Raw genomic sequence first — 22,420 nt, 5'->3', positions numbered from 1 at the left:
CGACAGCAATAAAATCAGACAGTCTCTGACAGACCGGAACATCACTGCCTGTATTCCGCTAAGGAGAAACAGGAAACCAAAGCCATCTTACGACCGGCATCTGTATAAGACGCGCCATCACATCGAAAACATGTTCGCAAAGCTGAAGGACTGACGATGTGTTGCGACCCGATATGACTGGTGTGCTCATACCTCCATGTCCGCAATCCATATCGCAGTAAGCTTCATCTTCTATCTTGAAGAATGAGTCCTGAGCCTAATCAATTCTGAACTGGCTGATGACGATGGCCAGCAGGTCGGCTCAGAACATTACAACCTGCGTCATGCACTCTCGCGCAACCTCTCGCTCAGCTCAAGGCCCTGAATCTGGATATGACGGTGCGACTGCGCGACCTGCTGCCAGACTAATGCAACTATCTTCCATTACATCAATAGCTTCTACAATCCAAGGCGTACCCATTCCTATCTGGGTGGCATCAGCTCTTTCACGTTCGTAGGCATGATACATTATCAATGAAGAGAATTATTTATTGTATTCGAATATTTAAAGTTCAAATGCAACATAGATAAAGTTCCAATAATAGATGCTACTGTACCAACATACGCAGGAATCATTACACTACCAGTGTGAGCAATGAGCCAAGCTATAATGGGTTGTGTTACCCCGCCAAACAAACAAACAGCTAACGTATATGTAATGCCATAGATCAGAGATCTGTTTTCTTTTGGCAGAGACTGCAATATTAAACTCCAAACTGTTGTCGCCATTAATCCAGCGGGAAGAAATAAAACAGTATTCAAAACAATTTGACTTATTATACCCGATAAATGTGTTGCATAATAAAATGCAGGATAAATAGAGAAAACCTGAACCAGATTCAGGGAAAGAAGAATTCTCTTTGCAGGAATTTTAGCATGAATATTTATGCTAATCAGCATCCCCAGAATACCCAATAACAAGCCAATACTCATAGCAGCCATGGCGACAGTTGTCGGCAACCCGAGAACATTAACAGCATAACTAACGCCAAATGTTCTAATATAAGTAAGAACAGAACCACTTGCGACATATACAAACATATTAATCGCCAAAAAACTGCCCAGTTTTTTCTGGGACGATTTTTTTGCCTTTTTGAGCGATATGTCTTGAGAAATAGATGATCGAATCCAAAAACCAACAGGCACAATAAGAATACCCATTGCAAATGGTATTCTCCACCCCCATGAATACAAACTCTCTTTTGAAAGCACGAGTGATAAAATTAACCCAACAAAAACCCCGCAAAAAGATGCTATATATTGTGTAGCAGGCTGCATAATAATATATGCAGATCGGTAACGTTTTCCTATTTGTGAAAATAGCAGATCTGTAGATGGCCCGACATCTCCACCTTCTGAAAAGCCTTGTACAACGCGTGCAACAACTATCAAGATAGGTGCTGCATACCCTATAGTCTTAACTCCAGGTGTTAATACCAAAATTAGGGTGGAGATTCCCATAAGAATAAATGTTAAACTAAGTGTCGCTGCTGATCCATGTTTCTCAACATAAAATCCAAAATAAATGGAGCCGAGAGGGCGAGCAATATATCCAGCAGAAAATGTCAGCAACGCACAAATCAGCGATACCATTTGGTTATGGGAAGAAAAAAAGACTTCTCCGATCATAGGCGCAAAAAAAGCGTATATAATGAAATTATAAAACTCTAGAAAGTTCCCAATACTAGCGCCTAACGCTTGATTCTGATGATAGGGAATAATATTTTTCATTCTGTCAAACATTACAAGCTCCCACAATATTTAATAAATATTATTATGTCAGGAAATTTTCTACAAGTTTTGCATAAAGGGCTGCACCAAATGGAATTGCTTCATCATTGAAATTATAATTAGGATGATGCGGTGAAAATCCTTTACCATTTCCAATCATGCCATAAGCTCCTTCTACATGCTCAAGCATGAAACCAAAATCTTCTGATCCCATGAGTTTTTTTGCATTTGTTTGAACATTTTTTTCGCCCAACAAACTCTTTGCTGTTTCTGCAAAAAAATCAGTTTTCTCTTTATTGTTAATAGTTGGAACAAAAATAACTTTAAAATCCACTTGTGCTTCAGCACCGTGGGAGTGTGCAATACCTTGGGAAATTTCTATCACACGCTTTTTTATAAATTCCATTATCTCATTGCTAAAGCACCTTACTGTACCACCCAGAACAACATGATGTGGGATAACATTATACGCAGAACTGGATGACTCCACACGTGTTACGCTAAGTGAGGCACTTTCGAAGGCTGTAATATTTCTTGAAAGGATAGTTTGCAACGCAAGAACAATTTGCGCGCCAATAACAATAGGATCAATGCCCGTTTCTGGGCGAGAAGCATGTGCTCCTAAGCCGGTTATCGCTATATCAAAAAAAGCACCACCTGCCATAATAGGTCCGTGATTGATCCGGAACTCACCAATCTCCAGTTCAGGTGAGTTGTGCATCCCAAAAATAGCATCACAAGGAAAACGCGTAAAAAGATCATCCTGCAACATGGCCTGTGCCCCCCCGGCCCCTTCCTCACCAGGTTGGAAAATAAAATGCACAGTTCCATTAAACTTCCTTGTTTGCGCGAGATATTGCGCAGCTCCAAGTAGCATGGTTGTATGTCCATCATGGCCGCAGGCATGCATTTTATTGGCCAAAGTGCTCTTGTAGGGAACGTCGTTTTCTTCCTGCATAGGTAGAGCATCCATATCAGCTCTTAAGCCAATTTTTCTATGCCCTGAGCCCGCACGTAAAACGCCTACAACTCCAGTTTTCCCTACGCCTTCATGCACATCTATACCAAAAGACCGTAATTTTTGCGCAACCAGTCCTGCTGTACGGTATTCCTCCAAACCCAATTCAGGATGAGCGTGCAAGTCCTGTCGAAATAGAGTCAATTCATCATGAAATTTACTGATATTTTTTATAATATTCATTTTTTCCTCACATTCTTTACAAATCAAAACCAACACGGGCACCCACAAAGCGTGGTGGCGCTGGCAACCAATATTGTGAAACCGTTACTGATCCGCCTGCTGTATAATATTTTCTATTCGCCAAATTACTTCCATAAACCGTCACATTCCATTTCCCATTATTGGGTCTGAAAGACATATGTGCCCCAAGCGTAAAATAAGGAGGTAAATGATAACCGTAGGTGTTCAAACCTCCCACGCTTGTTGCCTGTGTGCTTCTATATTGCCAATCCAAACCAGTTTCCCACTGATAAGAACTAAAGGCATTAACACGATAGTTGGCAAAACCATTCAGTGTCAGTTTTGGATTACCCATATCTTCATTGGCATAGTTTGTATTAATCTGAGCCCATTGTCCGGTATTTTTATAATGCGCATTTACTGCGGGAAGATCTGTCGCTTCAAATCGGATATAATTACCGCGTTGATAACCAATATTTTGACTAATAAATAGATTTTTAAAAGGATGAAGCTCTAGAGTTGCCTCAATCCCCCATATCTCTGAATGTGGAATATTAATATACTTCCCAATTGTTCCATACTGAGGAAGAACAATAGGAGATGCAAGTTCCTGCCCCCGGTAATCATAGTAGAATGCCGCAGCATTCAATCTTACTTTATTTTTTACAATATCAGACTTAAATCCTGTTTCATATGCCAGAACTGTTTCAGGCTTAGTCGGAACAAGTTGTTCCTGTACAACAGTATTATTGGCAGTAAGAGCCCCGGGTTTAAATCCTTTGCTAATCTTAAAATAATACATAAAGTTTTGAACAGGCTGCCACTGGACACCAATTTCACCAGAAAACTGGTTAGATGCCGCACCAGATGCCGCAAAACCAAGATCCTGCGTTTGCGCTTGGCATAGCTTGGTAGCAGAGCATAGATTACTTGAAGCATAATGAATGGTGTGAAGGTTATACAATTGCCGATCGTCAGCCTCGTGACTGATACCGCCAAATAATGTTACATGTCGCGGCAGCTGATAAGACACATGTGCATATTGCGAAAATGTCTGTTGATCGTCATTAAATTTTGTCTGTGATAGATATCCACGAGCTGGTGTATAATCGGTAAAATCTAAAAATTCATTCTGTTTTGATTGCACTCTATTATAATAAGCGCCCACAATCCACTTCAGGCGATCATGAAAACTATTACCATATAATTTGACTTCCTGACTAAACGAATTTGTGCTTATGGTCCGATATTCATCGCCTGTGCGCCAGATCGTCGCATCTTCATCTACAAACTCACCACGGTGTTCTGTTTCGTAAGCACTAATAGTTTCAAGTTTTGCAAAATTCAAATCTCTTACAAAACGCAGGTTAAAACCCCACAAAACGTTTCGTTCACTCGGTTTCAGGTCAGCATTGCGGCCAATAAGGTTTGCAAATGCTGGGTCCATACTCCATTCTGTTTGCTTATACGGGAGCACATAACTCCCTGCAGGACTATTCCCGTTAAGGCTAACAAGATTACCTGGACGCGATGGTAAAGAGTTAACTGTTGTTACACCATTAATATTTTCCGATCGATCTTGCACCCACTGGGCAGTCAACTTGATTTCCGTCTTTGAATCCGGATTCCATTTGAGCTTACCTCTAACAGCTCCCGTATCAGCATCACCCAAGTTTGTATTGTGTGATGGACTGTATTGCCACCCGCCTCCCTGCAAAGTTTGTGCTGCAACCCGAAAGCCGAGATTTTCAGTAATAGGTCCAGAAATATACGCATCTGTGCGGCTACGCGCGTAGCTTGCTATATCTTCCGATAGCCCACCATGTAATTTATCTGTGGGATCATTCGTAACAATATTAACTTCCCCACCCGTATCTGCCTGACCATGCTCAAAACCGACTGGACCTGGTTTGATACTTACAGAGGAGATATCAAATAGTTGTCCCGTCATCATAGATGAAAATGGATATGCTACCCCATCTATATAAGTCATAACAGATTGGGTATTATTATTTGTAATATCGCGCATACCTATGCCACGAATATTAAAATCAACGGTGGAAGTACCATTGCTTTGCTGAATACTCAGGTTAGGAGCAAGGTTTTGTAGATTGTAAATACTCACTACTCCCTGCTGCTTTAATCTTTCTGCACTAATATGAGTGTCCGAATTCGCTTCGTGCTGTTCTCGTGTAAAATTAAAAGCTGCTCGACGACTTTTTACGTCTATGTCTTCACCATGCGCAGATTGGTACGCAGTGTTTTTAGCTGATATTTGCTTTAGTTTTTTTTTCCCATGCACGGACGACGCGTTGCTGCTCCATGCGCCTACCTGAGCGGGATTGGCTCTTGCATAGCCTTCTTCTCGCACAACGGTTAAACCCGCAACACCATAAAACACTAACGATAGTGTATTTATATATGACGTCGTACGTCTTTTTTCCCCTGAAAAAAAGACTCTCCGCCCTTCGATCCACCCTGATTTTAGCATGCCGATCCCCATATATTAAACTTTAATTTTTTGTATATTATTTTTTATACGATTCGCAACGATAATTTTATATTAAACGATATAATTTAGTTGTTTATGTGCGGAATTAACAATATGCAATGAATTTTTATATAAATTTAGTTATTCTGCGTCATAATCAATTCTAGGTCGAACAGATATTTCAGATATCTGAGTATTTCTACCCACATTAACAATAGCTCTTACCGCTTTTGCATGATCCTTAGCTTCACTTTCACGCCATTTCACTTGGGTGTGACTATATTCAGTCTTATTATTACTCTCTGTTGGGCCTGGATAAATTGTTGCCACTCTTATTCCATCTGCGGCTTCTTCCAATCGTAAAGAGTCTGCCAAACCGCGTAATGCAAATTTGGAAGCAACATAAACTGTATGACCAGCAATACCACGCTGGCCAGCACCTGAGTTAATAAAGATTATCTGCCCTAAATATTCTCTCAATTTATACAAAGACATCCTAGTTACTTCAGCTGGCACAAACACATTTATATCAAAAACCTTTTGCCACAAATCATAACTACTATTTTCAATAGAAAATTTTTCTAAATTTGCAGCAGAATGTACAAGAACATTTATTTTATTTAAAGTCCCGAAAAAATCTTCTCTTTCTTTTTTATCAAGAAGGTTGAGTTTTATCGGAATAATATTTTCTTTATTTTCCAGATCCTTAATTTTTTTCTCGTCTCTCCCTATTGCATAAACAAGATGATCTGCGGCTAATTCATGCACAATAGCAAGACCAATACCACTCGTTCCCCCCGTAACCACCGCAACAGGGAGTTGCGCACGCTCAGTATCATTTTTAATTAACGATTGCATTTAGTTATTCCTTTTTTACACTATATATTTTGATTATTTTATTCGGCGCATGTCAACTAGATTTTGATGGTCACTTCAAATATCATTCTTTTATTTCGGATCAGAACTCATGCCTCTAGGTGGGCAATAAAGCGCACTACGATGTGGATTGCATTCAACCGAACTTGAATATTCTCCAGTTTTGTGGAGACATTTTTTATCTGATTTGAGAAATTAATGCCTGGTATTTATAGAAATATTCATCAGAATTTAATTCAATTATATATTCAATAAATGATATAGTTTATTTACTGTTTAGATTATTGATCAATTTCATTGTGGATATTTAAATATATTCACAATTTTTTCATGCCCCCTGATAACATATGAGTTCATTTTTGTGAAACCGTGCATAGTCTCCACTAGAACATTATCAGAGGATATTTCCAACAGATGTAGAGGGCAATACCAATGACTTCATGTCGTAGCTAATACTAAACCTTGCACCCTCCATAGACATAGAAATTATCTACTCCATGTCCCACTAGTTTTATTTCCTGCTCTTTATTTTTCTAAATACTTAGACGGATATCTTCTGTCTTGCTACAAGAGCATTCTCAACAGATGGCACAATCAGCAGAACTTTATAGATTTCCCCAAACATATAGAAGCAAGTCGTTTGCCAACATCCAATACAGCGGTGCCTGTTTTCATGTGTTCGCGTTCTGACAGCAGACTTTCCGCTTCCCCCTGATCTGCCAGTCGGCTCATGAAATTTGAAGCAAACAGGCGGCAATCACCATTAGGTCACGGCAGGGATCACCCCGTACGACACGTAAAGCCCGTCCTCACCGGGGGGCTTTCACCGACCCTCCCCTTATCCTCCACAACCTCCAAGATCACCCACCAACCAGAACCTTCTCTCACCCTATCGACAGAAAAACCTTGACCTCAACCATCATGAGGTACCCCCGCATAATCTCAAAGCAGGTAGCCATGTGCTACGAAAATACGTCGATCCAACGGACGCGTATATCGAACGCCGATTCATAAAGGAAAAGCACTCAATTGTTTCATTCTTCACTTCGAAGGAAGCAGCCGAACGTGCTATTCACAAAGTAATCAGAGATAATGCCTCCAAAATTGATGAGTGACTAACGAAAGCCAAAACCGGAACCAAGACAGAGTTTGAAGGATATATCTCGGGCAGCGGAACTGTCATTATCGAAAGCAATGATCGTTTGCGCAAAACTGCTCGACGTATCCACGTGACAATTATCAAAAAAGAACACAATGGAATGATCCACTATGTCCAAACCGTTAAACTATACCAATAATGATATTCTCGACCTGTTTCCTCGTCTGGCTGACCTCGGCTGCGGCGCATTCGGCGAAGATGCCGAGGCCTTTGGCGATACGTTACGTGAAGTTATACAGGATGAACCACAAACGCGGGTTTTGTCATTCAAATGGCAAACGATCAGCGAATTAAAAACTTTATTGGCTGGTAGTGATGCAGACATCGAATGCGTCAGTGAGGCTGTCCTTGGCATAATTCCAACCGTTGCCCCTGAGGAACCACCGAATTGGGGCAGTTTTTCTAACCTGCGGACATTCTGGTCAGCTGTTCTACAGGCCTTTGAAAGCGACCCCGAGGTGCAGGCGGGGAAAGACATTGGCCCCGACATGTAAGGGCGGGGTATCCACTAACACCGTACACAGGGATGTCTGCTCAACATATGCCGCACCATTCCAGTGCTAAGAATGTCCGCTCACGCAAACATCTGTCTGGCTCGGCACCCTTAACTGTCGTTCAAATGTCTGGACGAGCGCTTTAAGGTACCGTTTGTTCTTACCTTACTCAGGGGCAGTTACCTTTGGCTAGGTCGTGACGATTGACTTTTTGCACTTAGCCCCATCGTATCCAGCGTGTGATCCCCTCTCCAGAGTTGAACACAAAGTCTGGCAGTCGAAAAGAACCGCCGTAGGCCTAGCAATACATGCGTATTAAACACAAAATATAATACTAAAATATCAATCAATATATCTATGCTCTCTATATGAATTACCAAATGATTTTCATAGAATTTACGTGGACCTTATCCATTTCTCCAACGTCATGCAGACAGATAATTTATAGCAGCAAGACAAAACCATACTTCCACAAACACCCATACTTTATTAAACTTTTATAAATAAAATGATCTTTTCTTCCTTTTCATTTTTTTTATGCGAGACTTCACTCCTAAACTTCCTAGATCAGTAAGGCTGTTATTATGGCTGTTTCAAATGTTCTGAGCGCAAGTTCTCTCGCGGCTATAGAAGATGCATTGACCAGTGCAGGGGTCAACCCAAGTGAGTTGGCCCAACTGTTTGGGAGCATGGCACAAAATAGCCAGGCCACAACCGGTCAGGCTAGCAGCCCGGCGCTCACCAGCAGTGTGGTTGCGGCCCCCACAAACACTGCTACAACGGCAGCAGCAAACCAGTCGTCTACAACAGCAAGCGATGCTGCAACCAAACAGGCAGATGTGTCTGGTGGCAGTGGCAGCAATACCGTCACTATTACCAATACCAGTTCACAGAGTGAAACTATTGGTGAGTTCCTGAATGGTGGCTCCACAACCCAGCCAGTTGCCGAAATTACGCTCAAACCTGGAGAAACCGGCACCCTGAGCTACGCGAATGGTCAAGGTGGATATATGGCCAAGGCGGATTCCTCTGGCACATTCCAGTCCACAGCCTCCCGCCTGGAATTTTATGCTGACGCCAATGGTGTGAACAACACAGACGTCAGCTATATTGACGGGCGGAATGCATCCATCAAAGTGTCGGACGATCAAGGTAAAACCGCAGGCGATACGCAAAGCATTGCTGCATCTGCACCTGAAGGCACCATAACACGGGACAGCGCAGGCAATGCGACAATTGCCGGCTGGTACGACGGGTCCACATCCACCATGCAGGCTGGCGGCGCTTACATGGAACAGCAACTTGGAACGGGCAATGCCTATATTCATCCCGATGATGACCAGCGTGCCACAGCCTCAAACCCCATGACCATGGCACAAGATAAAAGCCAGAACTACACGGCCAGCTTCGGAGACGCATGATCGCTCTCCTCTTTCTCCCCCGGTATGCTGCATACCGGGGGATAGAACACATAGTGCTTTCACACTTACAGAAGACCTGCCTTACGCATACATGTAATAGCGGTCTGAAACGTATCCTTTGGCAATAAGCCACCCAATGGTATTCGCGCTGCCAGCACTTTAACCGCATCTGGGTCTTCCACGCATGGAATACCGGCAGCTTTGGCATCCGCTATAAATTCAGGCAAATTATCTTGTGTGGCACGGGCAACCAATGCCGGAACCAACACGCCCGGAGGCGCATATTGAAATGCAAGTCCAACGTCAAAATCATAAACCACAAAAGTTGCGTTTTTTAAGCCCATACGCACATTGCTACCCATTGCCATGCGGCGCTCCTGCCGTTGCGCTTTTTTAATAAGAGGATTGCCCTCCATATTTTTATGTTCTTTTTTCTGCTCTGTACGGGTCATACGCATCTCGCGCGAAAACAGCAGACGCTGGATACCAAGATCAAGGCATCCAAGAATAAGAAAACAAAAAATAGCAGATAAAAGAACAGGCCATACCATGGTGCGCAAAGCATCAGGAACACAATAAAGGCCACAAGCTGGCAAATGCACAAGGTCACGCACATCGGCCTTAACAACAAAAAAAAGCGTAAAAAGCACTGCTGCAAATTTAAGAACAACCTTTAACCCATCAATCATATTCCGTAAGGAAAAAATACGTTGAAAACCACTGACGGGATCAATTCGTTCAAACTTTGGAAGCAGCGGGTCAACTGAAAAAACAAGCCCTCCATTGCCTACGAGCGCCGCGACTGTAACGGCCAAAAACAACAAGGCTAGTAAAGGCAGAATAAACTCAACAAACAAGGCAACAAGCCGCTGCATAATAAGGGGCAGTGCCTGCTCAAGCGGCTGCTCCGCCAGAACTGCCACATCGGATAAAATAGAAACAAATTGTGCAAAAAGGGTTGGCGCACGCAAAGCAACATAAAAGAGAGCTGTAACAGTTGCTACAGCTCCTACAAAATCCTTACTATTTGCAACCTGACCTTTTTTGCGTGCATCCTTGAGTTTTTTGGAAGAAGCTGGGAGTTCCTTACTCTCACTAGAATCGCCGCTCATGTTAACGGCTGCTCCACCATCAGTTTCATCGCATCAAAAAATATTGGCATGCGTGCAATATCCTGGCGGACAAAAAGACAGAGATAGGATGTATAAAGCGTCAATATGAAAAAAAAGACCACATTCCGCGCACCCATGGCGTAATCGTCCACCCGTAATGACGATGCAGCACGGCTGACAATGCTCAAGGCAATATCTGATAAAAGCATGGCTAACAGCATAGGCAATGCCAAACTTATGGCCGCCGCCAGCATTTCATCCAATAGCCCCAGAACAAGAATCGGAAATTGATCAGAAAAATTTGGTATTCCTGAAAGGGGTTTCCACAACTCCCAGCTTTTATACAAAATATCGACCATCATTTGCAGTCCACCAGACGCTGCAAAATATGCGATACTCAGAAGTAAAAAAAATGTACCTGTTATGGAAACATCCTCAAAACCTGCCGGGTCATTCAGTCTTCCCTGTGTTGCACCACGCTGCAAATCCAGAACATCCCCTGCTACATCCAGCATCCAAAAAGGCATACCCAGCAGCAAACCCAGGATGCAGCCTATACTTCCTTCCTTAACCCCCAGCAGCATCAGTGCAACACCTGTCTGTGGCTGCTGATCCAACATATACGCAATCATGGGAACGGCTGGCAGAGCCAACACCAGAGCCATGGCTCCGCGCAGCAAACCTGTAATTTGAAAACGTGTGAAAACAGGAAAAATAGCTAAAAATCCCATGGGTCTGGCCATGGTAAATCCCAGCGCGAGCAACCAGTGCTGGATAAAACCCAACGCATCCAGAAAAAATGGCAGAGTATCTATCTGTGCGTTCACTCTGGCATTACCGCGTGAGGGCCGGAAAAGAATCAAATACCTCTGCCGCTTCACGCTCCAAAGGTACAGCAAGCAATGCGCCACCAAACAAGAGCAATAAAATAACTGTTAGCAGCTTAAATGTCATGGGCAGGGATTGGTCCTGCACCTGTGTAACAGCCTGCAAAATACCAACAATCAGCCCCACTGCCATTGCAGATAAAAGCGGCAGCAAAGACATGTACAGTACAAGAGATAACGTAGACTGTAGGTGAGAGATAAGCTGCTCGGACATTGTGCACCTTTACGTGGCGTAACTCAGCACAAGGCCGTGAATCAAACGAGTCCATCCTGTGATTGCGACAAACAGGAAGAGTTTAAGCGGCACCCCAATTGTTGTGGGTGAAACTGAAGACATACCCATGGCCATAAGCACTGCCGTAACAACCAGATCAATCGCAATAAAGGGGAGATAAAGCAAAAATCCGATTTCAAACGCCCGTTGGAGTTCTGACAGCAAAAAGGACGGCAAAACAATCAGCAAATCATTAGGAGCCGCTTTAAGCCCGGATTCAGTCCCCCACACCCGCATTGTGGCATTTGTAAAGAACTCTCGCTCACCTGGGCTGGTAAAACGCAGCATAAAGGCTTTAACCGGCTGCTCAGCCCGCTTGGCTGCTTCAAACATGTCTGACAAGGTCATATGATCGACCGGTGTTGTGATGGCCGCTGTGTAAGCACTCATAACCACTGGTGCCATAACGTAAATGCTCAGCAGCAACGCAATCCCGTATAAGACAATATTAGGGGGTGTCTGCTGAATACCCAAGGCATTACGGAGCAAGAACAGAACTACTGCAATTTTAATAAAACTGGTCATTGTTACCGCTGCAAACGTAACAAAGCCCAGCGCTGTAATGCCAACAAGAACCGCAGAAATATCGGGGCTGACAAGATTATTCACGACCAAAAAACCTTGTGACACGCACCCCTGCGGCACCATCTACATTCACCAATGCACCGCTCCCAATACACCGCCCCCCCACATAAATATGAATTGGTGCATCTACAGGCGATGCCAGCGCCATGACACTACCCGGCCCAACTGTCTTTAATTCGGCCAGAGACATCGTTTTTTGCCCCATTTCAAAATTCAGTGTGACAGGCAGATCATCAGTCGATGTCATCATTTCATCTGTACGATCATGGTCAATCGGCTTTGCCACATTATCATGCTCTGTCATCTGACCTTCCTTCTTATTCTTGTATGTTATGGCAGTTTCCAATACCCAGCCTTGTTCCTGTATCCACTGGACTGTGGCCTGTGCGCAGCCTGCGACCAGCAGTATGGCCTGGTTTGGGGTAGCCTCTTCAAACAACACAACATCTCTAATCTGAAGGCTGAGCAAAACACCCAAAGGAAGAGTAGTGCGACCCACACACAAAGCTGTTCTGACAAACACCTCCTGCTCTGGCAGGGGCGCAACAGGCCAGACATCCAGAAGAGCTGATAGCACAGCCGGGGAGGCATGCAGAGCAACAGGCCAGTTGTGCCCGTTGACCTCCATAATACCGTAACGATCCGTCGCAGAAGGAACCTGCTGCGAAAACCTATGCAAATGAATGCTTTTGCCCAGATTCTGCTCCAGCTGCGCCAGACCGCTTTCCATCAGCAAAATGCTGATCATAGCCTGTATCTCACATGAGAGAGCACCGGCCGACACACCCATTTTTGCTGTCAGTGCTGCCAGAAGCGGCAGTGCTGCAAACATAAAAAATGGCTCGTCACCGATCTGCCCTTCGTAGCAGATCCATGACCCAGTCCACGGCATGTGTCTGTCATGCAACGAGAGTCCCTGATCTATTTGCAGCGAAACACGAGGAGTACAACTCTGGTTGGTCAGACGCAGCTCGTCCTGACTGACATCCGAAGGCACATAAGTCTTCACAACACCGTCTATCATTCCTGTGCGTCCACAACACGACACGCAAACATGATTTGCGCATATTGGTCACGCTGGACTTCCTCAGTCATACGTTGACGCTGCATAACATCCTGATAAACGCGACGCCTGAGCGCACCGCGCCTGCTGGTTATGGTGCGCATGACCCGGGCCTGCTCCTGAACGGCTTTCAGGTCTTCTTTGGCACTCTCCAGCGCATCCTTTGCCTTTTGCTGCGCTTGTGCACTCAGCGCGATGGAAGAGAGTCCTTCTTTATCTGCATCATTTAAAAACTGAATGGTACTTCCACTCAGTTCCAGCCCCACTTGTGCACGCCAGCGTGCAGCACGGGCCTGTGTCTGCTCAGCGGCAGTCCGTTCACTCGCGCTCACCGCATTTCTGAGCATATGCTCTGCACGCACGACATCCTTCTGCGCACTGGCAAGCTGGCGGGTTACGCGCTCCTCACGAACAGTCTGTAGCCGTTCGAGTGTGGCAACCTGTTTCAATCTCAGGCGATCTGTTGCAGACATGTCGTTACTTCAGAAAATGGTGTAACTTCCCGTTCACCCTGTTTTAAAAAAGCCCTGATTTCATCAATTTTGGCCAGAGCTTCATCTGCAAGTGCATCGCCTCCAGGCTGGTATTCACCGACTTCCACCAAAAACCGCACTTCTTCATACCGGTGCAGCAATGCCCGAATACGGGCCGCATGCGCGCAGTGCTCTGGCGTTGCCACAATACTCATCAATCGGCTGCGGCTCGTCATGACATCAATGGCAGGATAATGGCCTGACATGGCCAGAGTCGGTGAAAGAAGAATATGCCCATCCAGAATACTCCGCATTTCTTCGGCGACCGGGTCCCCTTCCCCTTCAACCAGCACAGTATAGAAAGCAGAAATCATACCCGCGCCCTTGCGCTCGTCTCCAGGACCTGCCCGCTCCAGCAGGCGCGGCAGTTCCGCCATAACGGATGACGGAAAACCACCTCGGCCCGGTGCTTCCCCTGCAGCCAGACCAACCTCACGCAAGGCTCTGGCATGGCGTGTCATACTATCCACCACGAGCAGCACATGCTTGCCCTGATCTCTAAACCACTCGGCAATAGTTGTGGCCGTCATACTCGCTCTGATCCGCTCCAGAGGTGGGCGGTCAGATGTTGCGGCAACAAGCACCGTGCGCGCACGTGTAGGGGGATCCAGTTGATGCTCTAAAAAATCTCTTACCTCGCGCCCGCGCTCGCCAACCAAAGCTACAACCACCACATCAGCCCTGGCCCCGCGCACCAGTTGGCCGAGCAACGTGGATTTGCCACACCCTGCCTCGCCAAAAATACCAACACGCTGGCCTTTGCCGCAGGTTAAAAAACCATCAATAACCCTCAAACCCGTTGCCAGTGGCTCTGACACACGGTGCCTGTACAGGGCTGATGGGGGCACATCCGCACAGGGGCGCTGCGCACAATCCTCTGGCAAGTGCTCGCCATCCAGTGGACGGCCGAACCCATCCAGCACCTGCCCCAGCAGACGGCTGTCTACTGGCACTTTCAGCACCCCACCGGTGCGATAAACAATGCTACCCGGTGCAATACCCTGCATACTGCCAATGGGTGCCAGACGCACCACTACGCCTTCAAACCCGACCACTTCAGCCAGCAGGTCTGTATCAGGCAAAGCAATACGGCAGATTTCCCCTAACGCTGCTCCCTCGACCCGGGCAAAGGCAAGTCCCCCAGACACCCGTACCACCTGCCCGACAACCGGACGTGGCGTTGCCAGAGTCAGACGCTGCGCAAAGTTGGCTAACGCTTTCACGCTGTCGCACTCTGCCACAAGGCTTTAAGCTGTGCAGGCACATCCAACTGAACCTGCCCCAGATCATGCTGGATGAGGCAGCCTTCCTCCCCTTGAGACGGACATTCCACAACACTTATGCCACCAGAATCCAGAACATCTGAAGGTAAAGACGCTACAAGAGACGCACCAGCCGCGACCGGCACCTTTATAACAACCCCCATTTTTTCCGGCAGTTCAATCAGAGCCGTTTTAACCAACCGTGCCAGCTTCTCATCACGCGGGATGTCATCAATCAAACGGCGAGCGACCAGAAAAGCCAGATCTGCCAAGCTGTCTTCACAAGTTTGAAGAAATGCTGAGATTTCGCTCCTGATCCGCTCCTGCTGCTCTTGCCCGAAAGCGGCAGCCTCCGCCTGTGCTGCAAGCCTGATAGCAGTTGCCTCCTCCTGCGCCGCAGCAAGACAGAGAGAAGCATCTACCTGCGCCTGAGAGCGAATGGCCTGCGCATCTTCAATCGCAGCAAACTGCTCTGCACGAATAACGTAAGGTGAGGAGAGCTTACTCACCACACAAATGCTCCCTCACAAACGTATCCACCATAGCCGCAGGGTCTGCCAATGGCAGTTTTACAGGCTGCTCCTGCACCGGCAGTATAGCTTGAACACGCAGGCAAACGGGTTTTGGCTGCTGTGCACACCATGCCCAAAGACAGTCTATCCCTGCAGTCTGAATGGCACTGGCCAGATCCTGCGAGGTCGATACCCCACCCGAAGGGGATAAAAAACCATATCCCCATGCCGCATCCTGCATGACAAACAGTGTTGTCTTCTGCGCAAGGGCGCGCACATCTTCCCCTTCAATCAGGGCGAGAATAGCTGGCGCATAACACACAGCCCCAAGACGCAGAGCCAGCCCCCCCACCTGCTCCCCCGATTGAGCAAGCATGAACTGCTGAACGGACGTAAGGGTCGACGGCAGGCTCCCACCCAGTTTTTCTTTTAAACACGTATGCAACACGTCATGAACGTACCGGCTGGCATCCATACGATGTATGATGCTTTGATCGACACCAAACAAACGGGCAGCAAGGGTGAGGTCTCCCCCGGCCACATCGTCTGGTGCAGGCATGCCGCCGTGCATTATTGACCACGTCCCAACCGGACGCGCTCGGCCAGTTGAGGCCAGCGCCTGCACGCCAGAACACCGGCAAAAATAGCCATGAGCAAAGCAGGGACACCGCCCATAAGCCCCCACACAAACCCGCTGCGTGTGTGAGTCGGCACAACAGGCATCGTATTGTCTTCCACTGGCACCATCACCACCGAAACCCGGTCGTAATTCAGGCCTTCCACACTATCGGCAACCAGAAGCTTGATTTGCGGCACCAGGCGCTGTGCAGCACTTTGCGCTTTGTAGCGTACAAAAACAGAAGCAGAAGAAGGCGTTGGTTCGCGGCTCAACAGGTCATTATTGGGCAAAACCACCTGTACACGTGCCGTCAAAACCCCATCAATGTCAGAAATTGTACGCGAAAGCTCCTGCCCCAAAGCCCACAAAAAACGTGCCCGCTCCTGTTGGGGAGAAGAGACAAGACCCGATGGCTGAAAGACGTCCCCCATGCTCTGAAAGTTCTGGCGGGGATAACCCGCGGCATGCAAAAGACTAACAGCCTGCGCAAATTGTCCCTGCTCAACCCGCAGCGTATCTTTACCGTCCGCTTGCTGCACTTTATCCGCATTGACCCCACGTTGCAGCAATAATGCCAGCATAACATTGGCATCATCCTCCGCCAGGCCAGACATAAGCTCTGTTTTACAGGAACAAAGAAGCAGGAGCGGCACAAGACACAGAACAGCTCTTAAAGAACGCATACGCCGGGAGAGCATTATTGCCCTTTCAGAAGGGTATTGAAAATCTTGGTTGTCTCCGTGGAGCCCTTACTGACCAGCGTTGTTTCAATGGCAAAGGTATAGGTAGCCTGAATCTGGGCTACGAGTTCGGTTGTGCTGGCCGGGTCTGCCGCAGCCGGAGTTGCACCAGTGCCTGCAGCCGCCTGCCCCAAAGGCTGCGCACCCCATTGGTTGAGGTAACTGGAAAGACCTTCCAGCTTCTGGTTCAGGTCATGCCCGACGGCAGCAGCGCCATCTGTGCGTTCGGGCACAAAAGCAACCTCCCGCGCAATAGCCTGATTAAACTCCACCCCCAAATTAGGTGCGACCTGCTGCGTAAGAGCTGTCTCCTGCATACCAGAAGCCGTCAGATTTTCCGTCGGAGCGGCTGCCAGACCCGACAACGCGCCAATAGCGTCAGACATACAAACAACCACCTGCATAACAAGGAGCAGGCACTTCAGCCACAACACTGTTTATAGGTTGGGCCAGCCTGTCCATATCATTCTCAATAGCAGTAGTTTTCCGGGAGTTGTGTGAAATTTTTATTGCTTAATCACTTTCGTGTTGCATCCTCCCCAACGGCACTGCTTAAAAAGCCACATTGAGGAGCTAACAGGAAAAACTCTTTAAATGCTTGACCATTTCTCGACGATTTTGGGTTGTGCAGTAGTGGGTGGGTTTACCATATTCACACCTGCCGCACTCGCCCATGGGGAATGGGAAGAAAAGCCGTTTTCCTATATTGCAATAAATCAGGAACTTTCTTCTGTATTGAAGGAATTTTCTTATATAAATGATATTTCCATTATCACCTCAGACAAAGTTCATGGCCGGGTTCATGGCCGCTGGCTCGACATGTCTTCCGAAGATTTTCTTCAGAAGATGAGCCATCTCTATGACTTTGACTGGTATGATGATGGATCAGCAATCTACGTCAGTAGCAAGTCGGAACGCTCAACGCAGATTGTCTCTCTACACGGGCATCCTCTTGGTCAGGTCAAAGGGGAGTTACAGAGCATGGGCTTCATGGACCGGCGGTTTGATATAAGTGCCAGCACCACAAACGATATGGCCATTATCTCCGGACCACCTCGTTTTGTTGCCGTGGTTCAACAAACCATCCAGTCCCTGCCAGCAGAAAACCATGTTGTGTCTCAGGTGGCCCATACAGGCAGGCATCTTACACTTTTCCGGGGATCTTCCGTCTCCGATATTGTTGTTCACTGAGGCAGGGAAGACCACATAATGACAGACCCGGTTTCAAACGTAAGCGCAAGCGATGCCAGCACTGCATCCGGTTCGGATTCTGAAGTACTTGGCAATGAGTTCCAAAAAATGTTGCTCAAGGGGGGCCTGATGATGATGCAAAACATCCAGTCAGATGCAACGGACTCTTTGAGTGATAGCACGAGCGACCCCGACGCTCCCTTCTAACACCAACCCACTCTGAATCTCACAAGGAAAAGCAATGTCTGTTTCCATTCAGAACTCTGGGAATAGCGATCTTGCTGTTGACCAGACCTCGTCCAGTACCGATTTTGCATCAGCTTCGGCTACTGCTCCGCTTACGGTTTCTGGCAACACCATTGACACAGGCCGTTACCTGATTACCGCCAGCAACGACTACTCAACTGGCGCAGCCTATAATTATCACACCGATACTGATGGGTGTGTGCGCATTTTTGATAAGCAGACCAATACCTACCTGCAGGTTTTTGGCGACCCCCACATTGAAACCAGCAACGAAGTGCATGGTAAATTTCAGCAGGATGGTCTGGTTATTGACCTCTCTGATGGCACACAGGTGCAGGTCCAGCCGACGGGCGCCAACAGCAATGGTGATACGCACATCAATGCTGTTTCTGTCACCAAAGATAACCAAACATCTTTCATTACCGGGCTTTACAATGATGCCGGGAATGCGAGCGTGCAAATTTCCGCTCCGCAGACTGGCAACGCTTTTCAGTTGAACAACACGTTCGACTCCTACAGCGACACAGAACTGCACCCCGGTTCGTCTCTGAATGACCTGCGTTTTGCGAACAATTCCGCTTTGTCAGCTTCTGGTGAAACATCCCTTGACGGCAAAGGCGGCGGTATTCTGGAGTTTTTGGACCAGCGCGTACCGCTAAAGTCCATTGATTCCGTTATTCAGGCCAGCACTTCCATGGCAGGTCAGGGATCGCAAAGCGTGGATGCTCCAGAATATTCTGCAGCAACCTTGAATAATCTCAGGATCGAAACAGGTTATAGCCAGTAACCCTGTTTCTGATACAGGCCGCATCTGCTGCCTGTCACCTACTGCTTCGGGCTCCGGGGCAAACCATCAAGCACAGAACTTAGGCTTCAAAACAGGAATAGACACATGAGCGATACTTCCAGCGTTTCCAGCTCTTCCAGCGACATCGACAGCCAGATCGACAACATGTCTGCTGCTTTCAACAAAGCAATCGAAACCAACGAAAAAATTACAGTTGTCAAAACCGAAAAAGGTGCTGAAGAAACTGCCGCACAGCAGCGCCCGAACATCGGCTAAAAAAACAGGGATTCCGGCTCACTATGGGTCGGAATCCTTTTTTGTGCCATGAACTCCGGACAACGCGTTACCTGTCCTAGCACCCCAACACTGGTGATAGAAAACGGCCCACAGGCTGGTCGCTCCCTTGCTTTGCAATCGGGAGCCATGAGCGTTGGAAAATCGTTAGAAAACGATATTATTATTGTTGATAACGCACTTTCTGACGTCCATTTCAAAATTCAACAAAAACTTCTTGGTGTGGAAATAAGTGCTCTGCACGGACCTCTTACACTCGCCAACGGCAAACATATTACCCCACCAAGACGAAAAATTTTTTATCAAAATTTTATGTTTGCGGCAGGGTCAACCAAATTCTGTGTTGTATTTCCACAAAAAAAACATGCATTACGTCTGTTTTTATTTATTTTCTTATTTCTGATTTTGAGCATGGCCTGCTTTAAATATATGCACGCGTTTACACACGCAAAAGCAGGTCTTTATCCTATAGCGGCACGCACAACACAACAGACTGAACCAGACAATACCTTATTGATACTAAAATCTTTACAGAACAAACTTGTAGAACAGAATTTTATAAATATCACAATATCTGACAGCCCTGACGGCGCACTTGTCGCCAACGGATATGCCGAGCCAGAGCAAAATAAAGACTGGTCAACCATTAAACTCTGGTTTGATAACACGTACGGCACCAAAGCACTTCTTTTAGATCACGTGGCCTTTACCCATGCCACTGTGCATTCCCCTATTCAAATTTCGGGTGTGGCACTCGGTGCATTGCCCTATGTAATTGATACAAGTGGCCAGAGACTTCCTCCTGGGAGCCTTGTTGAAGGCGGTTGGGTTATAGAAAAAATTCTAGTTGATAGAATCATTCTCCATCGTGGCATGGATTTTCTTACGGTACGTTTTTAATGCCCCATTCTACAGACACATTCGAACACCCGATACGCACGTTTTTCCTTCGCTTATCGCGACGACAGGACCTTATTCTGGTCGCCCTGCTCGTTCTAACCGTTGGCATGATGATTCTGCCAATGCCAACAGAACTGGCTGATATTCTTATTGCCCTGAACATAAGCATTTCCACCGTATTAATGATGGTGGCTATCTATATTAGCTCTCCCGTTATGTTTTCGACACTTCCTGTGATTATTCTGGTAACCACAGCCTTTCGTCTAGCACTTTCCATTACAACGTCCCGTATGGTTCTGGTTAAAGCAGATGCGGGAGAAATTATCCGGACATTTGGTGAGTTTGTAATTTCCGGGAATGTAGTTGTCGGTATTGTTGTATATCTCATCATTACTATTGTGCAATTTCTGGTCATTACAAAAGGCTCCGAGCGCGTTGCAGAAGTAGCAGCCCGTTTTAGTTTGGATGCACTCCCCGGACGCCAGATGAGTATTGATACCGACCTGAAAAATGGAGACATTACACAAGAAGACGCCCGCAATCGGCGTAACCGCCTGCAAAAAGAAAGTCAGCTTTATGGTGCCATGGATGGTGCCATGAAATTTGTTAAAGGCGATGCGATTGCAAGTCTTATTATTATTGTTGTTAACCTGATTGGCGGCATTGCCATTGGCTGCTTACAAAAAGGCATGAGTTTTTCGGTTGCATTACAGACATACTCTCTGCTGGCTGTGGGGGATGGTCTTATAGCCCAGATACCAGCCTTGCTTATATCCTTAACCGCTGGTGTCGTGGTCACCCGTGTGACGCATGAGGATGGGGGCGGCAACCTTGGGCGCGACATTCTACAACAAATCAATGCAGAACCCCAATCCTTGCAGGTTGCAGCCGTGGTTATGGGAGCTCTTGCTCTTGTTCCCGGCTTCCCCAGCCTTGTGTTTGTCTGCTTCGGCGGCCTGCTTGGGGGCACCTCCTGGATACTGCTTAAGCGCCAGAAACACGAGCAAGCTACAGCATTCGCCTTATCAGCAACACAAGACCACACACTGGCAACAACACTCAGTATTCATGTCCGTTTAGGCAGTGTTTTTTCTGAGCAGCGGGAAACTACGCAAAAACTGATAACAACACGTATTCATGCCCTATCCGAGCAAATGGGCTTTACGATGCCTCCTATACAGGTCTCCCTTGATTCCAGGCAGCAACAGGATAGTTTTAGCATTGAAATAGATAGCGTGCCTGCACTCCTTGTCCCCTTAAACCCTGATCTGGTGTTTGTTGAGGAACTGCCTGATGTGATGCAGGAACTGAAACTAAACTTTTGTCGCACCACAGGCCCCTTCGGTCCAGAAACCATTGCCGTGTCACCTGATGCCATACCAACACTCCAGGACGCTGGCATTTTATACATTACACCACCCGAATTTGTCTGCCGCACAGCAGAAAGCATTTTGCTTGCACACGCCGGTCAGTTGGTTGGTATTCAGGAAACACAGACATTCATCCGCAAAGCAGAAAAGCTCATGCCTGACCTGGTCCGCGAGGCAAGCAAAGTCTGCCCCCTCCCGCGCATGTCGGACGTACTACGCCTGCTGCTAGAAGAAAAAGTCTCCTTACGGAATATTCGTACAGTCTTTGAAAATGTTGCAGAATGGGCGGCGAGAGAACAAACCACATCTGGTCTGGTAGAACGTGTGCGACTGGCCTTACGCAGGCAAATATGCCATCAGGCTGCTAACAGGGATAAAGTTCTCGCGGCTATCGGCATTGACGCGCCGCTGGAAAATCGCCTGCGCACGTTGATACAAAATGGGCCTCAAGGCAAATACATTGGTCTTGACCCAGTTTCTGCCAAAAAATTAATCGAGACATCCCGCTCCCTCCTGGCACCTTGCCTACTGCATGATCGCAAGGGTATTTTTCTTGTAGCTCCTGACCTACGGCGTCCGACAGAAGTGGTCCCCATTTTTCGGACAGGGCGATAAGCTATCATCTGGCCTGAA

General features: G+C 46.8%; 23 protein-coding genes. 8 read left to right on the top strand and 15 right to left on the bottom strand.

Annotated elements, in window-relative coordinates; genetic code table 11:
- Window positions 1-510: 510 nt before the first annotated feature.
- From HK26_RS06620 to HK26_RS06605, 4 genes are all read right to left on the bottom strand, one after another.
- Entirely contained in the window at window positions 511-1,782 is a 1,272-nt protein-coding gene (locus tag HK26_RS06620) for an MFS transporter (RefSeq protein ID WP_086639044.1), read from the bottom strand.
- 31 nt (window positions 1,783-1,813) lie between these two features.
- The gene (locus HK26_RS06615) at window positions 1,814-2,971 is read right to left on the bottom strand and encodes a M20 aminoacylase family protein (protein ID WP_086639043.1); all 1,158 of its coding nucleotides are present in this window, start codon (window positions 2,969-2,971) and stop codon (window positions 1,814-1,816) included.
- 16 nt (window positions 2,972-2,987) lie between these two features.
- The gene (locus HK26_RS06610) at window positions 2,988-5,474 is read right to left on the bottom strand and encodes a TonB-dependent receptor (RefSeq protein ID WP_086639042.1); all 2,487 of its coding nucleotides are present in this window, start codon (window positions 5,472-5,474) and stop codon (window positions 2,988-2,990) included.
- A 129-nt stretch (window positions 5,475-5,603) separates the two neighbouring features.
- Window positions 5,604-6,320 (bottom strand): SDR family NAD(P)-dependent oxidoreductase, encoded by a 717-nt coding sequence (locus HK26_RS06605; RefSeq protein WP_086639041.1) that lies wholly within the window; start codon window positions 6,318-6,320, stop codon window positions 5,604-5,606.
- 1,287 nt (window positions 6,321-7,607) lie between these two features.
- Between HK26_RS06605 and HK26_RS06595 the strand changes: the two genes are divergently transcribed.
- Both HK26_RS06595 and HK26_RS06590 read left to right on the top strand, forming a co-directional pair.
- Window positions 7,608-7,991 (top strand): hypothetical protein, encoded by a 384-nt coding sequence (locus tag HK26_RS06595; RefSeq protein ID WP_180539386.1) that lies wholly within the window; start codon window positions 7,608-7,610, stop codon window positions 7,989-7,991.
- A gap of 689 nt (window positions 7,992-8,680) precedes the next feature.
- Window positions 8,681-9,412 carry a hypothetical protein gene (locus HK26_RS06590; RefSeq protein WP_180539384.1) on the top strand — a complete coding sequence of 244 codons (732 nt, stop codon included), beginning with the start codon at window positions 8,681-8,683 and terminating at the stop codon, window positions 9,410-9,412.
- A gap of 65 nt (window positions 9,413-9,477) precedes the next feature.
- Here the strand turns inward: HK26_RS06590 and HK26_RS06585 are convergent, their stop codons facing one another.
- The 11 genes from HK26_RS06585 to HK26_RS06535 are packed head-to-tail and all read right to left on the bottom strand — an operon-like array spanning window position 9,478 to window position 17,385.
- Window positions 9,478-10,524, bottom strand: a complete 1,047-nt coding sequence (locus tag HK26_RS06585; protein WP_086639039.1) for an EscU/YscU/HrcU family type III secretion system export apparatus switch protein — start codon at window positions 10,522-10,524, stop codon at window positions 9,478-9,480.
- Window positions 10,521-11,351 (bottom strand): type III secretion system export apparatus subunit SctT, encoded by an 831-nt coding sequence (sctT, locus tag HK26_RS06580; RefSeq protein ID WP_086639038.1) that lies wholly within the window; start codon window positions 11,349-11,351, stop codon window positions 10,521-10,523. Before sctT ends, HK26_RS06585 begins: the two co-directional genes overlap by 4 nt.
- A gap of 7 nt (window positions 11,352-11,358) precedes the next feature.
- Window positions 11,359-11,625 (bottom strand): EscS/YscS/HrcS family type III secretion system export apparatus protein, encoded by a 267-nt coding sequence (locus HK26_RS06575; protein WP_086639037.1) that lies wholly within the window; start codon window positions 11,623-11,625, stop codon window positions 11,359-11,361.
- Between the two features lie 9 nt (window positions 11,626-11,634).
- A complete protein-coding gene (gene sctR / locus HK26_RS06570) occupies window positions 11,635-12,294 on the bottom strand; it encodes a type III secretion system export apparatus subunit SctR (RefSeq protein WP_257640890.1) in 660 nt (219 codons plus the stop codon).
- The gene (gene sctQ, locus HK26_RS06565) at window positions 12,287-13,294 is read right to left on the bottom strand and encodes a type III secretion system cytoplasmic ring protein SctQ (RefSeq protein WP_086639035.1); all 1,008 of its coding nucleotides are present in this window, start codon (window positions 13,292-13,294) and stop codon (window positions 12,287-12,289) included. The genes sctR and sctQ overlap by 8 nt, the downstream gene beginning before the upstream one ends.
- Window positions 13,291-13,806 (bottom strand): hypothetical protein, encoded by a 516-nt coding sequence (locus HK26_RS06560; RefSeq protein WP_143296302.1) that lies wholly within the window; start codon window positions 13,804-13,806, stop codon window positions 13,291-13,293. The genes sctQ and HK26_RS06560 overlap by 4 nt, the downstream gene beginning before the upstream one ends.
- Window positions 13,785-15,089, bottom strand: coding sequence for a FliI/YscN family ATPase (locus tag HK26_RS06555; protein WP_180539382.1), 1,305 nt, complete (start codon window positions 15,087-15,089; stop codon window positions 13,785-13,787). Before HK26_RS06555 ends, HK26_RS06560 begins: the two co-directional genes overlap by 22 nt.
- Window positions 15,086-15,637, bottom strand: coding sequence for a FliH/SctL family protein (locus tag HK26_RS06550; protein ID WP_086639032.1), 552 nt, complete (start codon window positions 15,635-15,637; stop codon window positions 15,086-15,088). Before HK26_RS06550 ends, HK26_RS06555 begins: the two co-directional genes overlap by 4 nt.
- Window positions 15,630-16,199, bottom strand: a complete 570-nt coding sequence (locus HK26_RS06545) for a hypothetical protein (protein ID WP_143296301.1) — start codon at window positions 16,197-16,199, stop codon at window positions 15,630-15,632. The genes HK26_RS06550 and HK26_RS06545 overlap by 8 nt, the downstream gene beginning before the upstream one ends.
- Before the next feature lie 11 nt (window positions 16,200-16,210).
- Complete coding sequence (sctJ, locus tag HK26_RS06540) at window positions 16,211-16,942, bottom strand: type III secretion system inner membrane ring lipoprotein SctJ (protein ID WP_180539380.1); 732 nt, start codon at window positions 16,940-16,942, stop codon at window positions 16,211-16,213.
- Window positions 16,943-16,956: 14 nt separating this feature from the next.
- On the bottom strand, window positions 16,957-17,385 hold the full coding sequence (locus tag HK26_RS06535; RefSeq protein WP_143296300.1) for a hypothetical protein: 429 nt from the start codon (window positions 17,383-17,385) through the stop codon (window positions 16,957-16,959).
- Between the two features lie 208 nt (window positions 17,386-17,593).
- On the opposite strand from HK26_RS06535, the gene HK26_RS06530 reads away from it, so the two are divergent.
- From HK26_RS06530 to sctV, 6 genes are all read left to right on the top strand, one after another.
- The gene (locus HK26_RS06530; protein ID WP_086639028.1) at window positions 17,594-18,190 is read left to right on the top strand and encodes a hypothetical protein; all 597 of its coding nucleotides are present in this window, start codon (window positions 17,594-17,596) and stop codon (window positions 18,188-18,190) included.
- Between the two features lie 18 nt (window positions 18,191-18,208).
- Window positions 18,209-18,397, top strand: a complete 189-nt coding sequence (locus HK26_RS06525; protein ID WP_086639027.1) for a hypothetical protein — start codon at window positions 18,209-18,211, stop codon at window positions 18,395-18,397.
- A 34-nt stretch (window positions 18,398-18,431) separates the two neighbouring features.
- Complete coding sequence (locus HK26_RS06520) at window positions 18,432-19,223, top strand: DUF1521 domain-containing protein (RefSeq protein ID WP_086639026.1); 792 nt, start codon at window positions 18,432-18,434, stop codon at window positions 19,221-19,223.
- Between the two features lie 105 nt (window positions 19,224-19,328).
- On the top strand, window positions 19,329-19,499 hold the full coding sequence (locus HK26_RS13430) for a hypothetical protein (protein ID WP_180539378.1): 171 nt from the start codon (window positions 19,329-19,331) through the stop codon (window positions 19,497-19,499).
- A 48-nt stretch (window positions 19,500-19,547) separates the two neighbouring features.
- On the top strand, window positions 19,548-20,417 hold the full coding sequence (locus HK26_RS06515) for an FHA domain-containing protein (protein ID WP_086639025.1): 870 nt from the start codon (window positions 19,548-19,550) through the stop codon (window positions 20,415-20,417).
- Complete coding sequence (sctV, locus tag HK26_RS06510) at window positions 20,417-22,402, top strand: type III secretion system export apparatus subunit SctV (protein ID WP_086639024.1); 1,986 nt, start codon at window positions 20,417-20,419, stop codon at window positions 22,400-22,402. Before HK26_RS06515 ends, sctV begins: the two co-directional genes overlap by 1 nt.
- Window positions 22,403-22,420: the final 18 nt, after the last annotated feature.

Origin of the sequence: Acetobacter okinawensis, assembly GCF_002153655.1 — a bacterium.
GTDB classification, from domain to species: domain Bacteria; phylum Pseudomonadota; class Alphaproteobacteria; order Acetobacterales; family Acetobacteraceae; genus Acetobacter; species Acetobacter okinawensis_A.
The sequence above is the reverse complement of the archived record's forward strand: the minus strand, read 5'-3'. Positions and strand labels throughout refer to the sequence as shown.

Bases quoted from the DNA above. Each gene is read 5' to 3' on its own strand.
- HK26_RS06620 (WP_086639044.1), bottom strand. From the start codon at position 1,782: ATGTTTGACAGAATGAAAAATATTATTCCCTATCATCAGAATCAAGCG.
- HK26_RS06615 (WP_086639043.1), bottom strand. From the start codon at position 2,971: ATGAATATTATAAAAAATATCAGTAAATTTCATGATGAATTGACTCTA.
- HK26_RS06610 (WP_086639042.1), bottom strand. From the start codon at position 5,474: ATGGGGATCGGCATGCTAAAATCAGGGTGGATCGAAGGGCGGAGAGTC.
- HK26_RS06605 (WP_086639041.1), bottom strand. From the start codon at position 6,320: ATGCAATCGTTAATTAAAAATGATACTGAGCGTGCGCAACTCCCTGTT.
- HK26_RS06595 (WP_180539386.1), top strand. From the start codon at position 7,608: ATGTCCAAACCGTTAAACTATACCAATAATGATATTCTCGACCTGTTT.
- HK26_RS06590 (WP_180539384.1), top strand. From the start codon at position 8,681: ATGGCACAAAATAGCCAGGCCACAACCGGTCAGGCTAGCAGCCCGGCG.
- HK26_RS06585 (WP_086639039.1), bottom strand. From the start codon at position 10,524: ATGAGCGGCGATTCTAGTGAGAGTAAGGAACTCCCAGCTTCTTCCAAA.
- HK26_RS06575 (WP_086639037.1), bottom strand. From the start codon at position 11,625: ATGTCCGAGCAGCTTATCTCTCACCTACAGTCTACGTTATCTCTTGTA.
- sctQ (WP_086639035.1), bottom strand. From the start codon at position 13,294: ATGATAGACGGTGTTGTGAAGACTTATGTGCCTTCGGATGTCAGTCAG.
- HK26_RS06560 (WP_143296302.1), bottom strand. From the start codon at position 13,806: ATGTCTGCAACAGATCGCCTGAGATTGAAACAGGTTGCCACACTCGAA.
- HK26_RS06545 (WP_143296301.1), bottom strand. From the start codon at position 16,199: ATGCCTGCACCAGACGATGTGGCCGGGGGAGACCTCACCCTTGCTGCC.
- sctJ (WP_180539380.1), bottom strand. From the start codon at position 16,942: ATGCGTTCTTTAAGAGCTGTTCTGTGTCTTGTGCCGCTCCTGCTTCTT.
- HK26_RS06535 (WP_143296300.1), bottom strand. From the start codon at position 17,385: ATGTCTGACGCTATTGGCGCGTTGTCGGGTCTGGCAGCCGCTCCGACG.
- HK26_RS06530 (WP_086639028.1), top strand. From the start codon at position 17,594: ATGCTTGACCATTTCTCGACGATTTTGGGTTGTGCAGTAGTGGGTGGG.
- HK26_RS06525 (WP_086639027.1), top strand. From the start codon at position 18,209: ATGACAGACCCGGTTTCAAACGTAAGCGCAAGCGATGCCAGCACTGCA.
- HK26_RS06520 (WP_086639026.1), top strand. From the start codon at position 18,432: ATGTCTGTTTCCATTCAGAACTCTGGGAATAGCGATCTTGCTGTTGAC.
- HK26_RS13430 (WP_180539378.1), top strand. From the start codon at position 19,329: ATGAGCGATACTTCCAGCGTTTCCAGCTCTTCCAGCGACATCGACAGC.
- HK26_RS06515 (WP_086639025.1), top strand. From the start codon at position 19,548: ATGAACTCCGGACAACGCGTTACCTGTCCTAGCACCCCAACACTGGTG.
- sctV (WP_086639024.1), top strand. From the start codon at position 20,417: ATGCCCCATTCTACAGACACATTCGAACACCCGATACGCACGTTTTTC.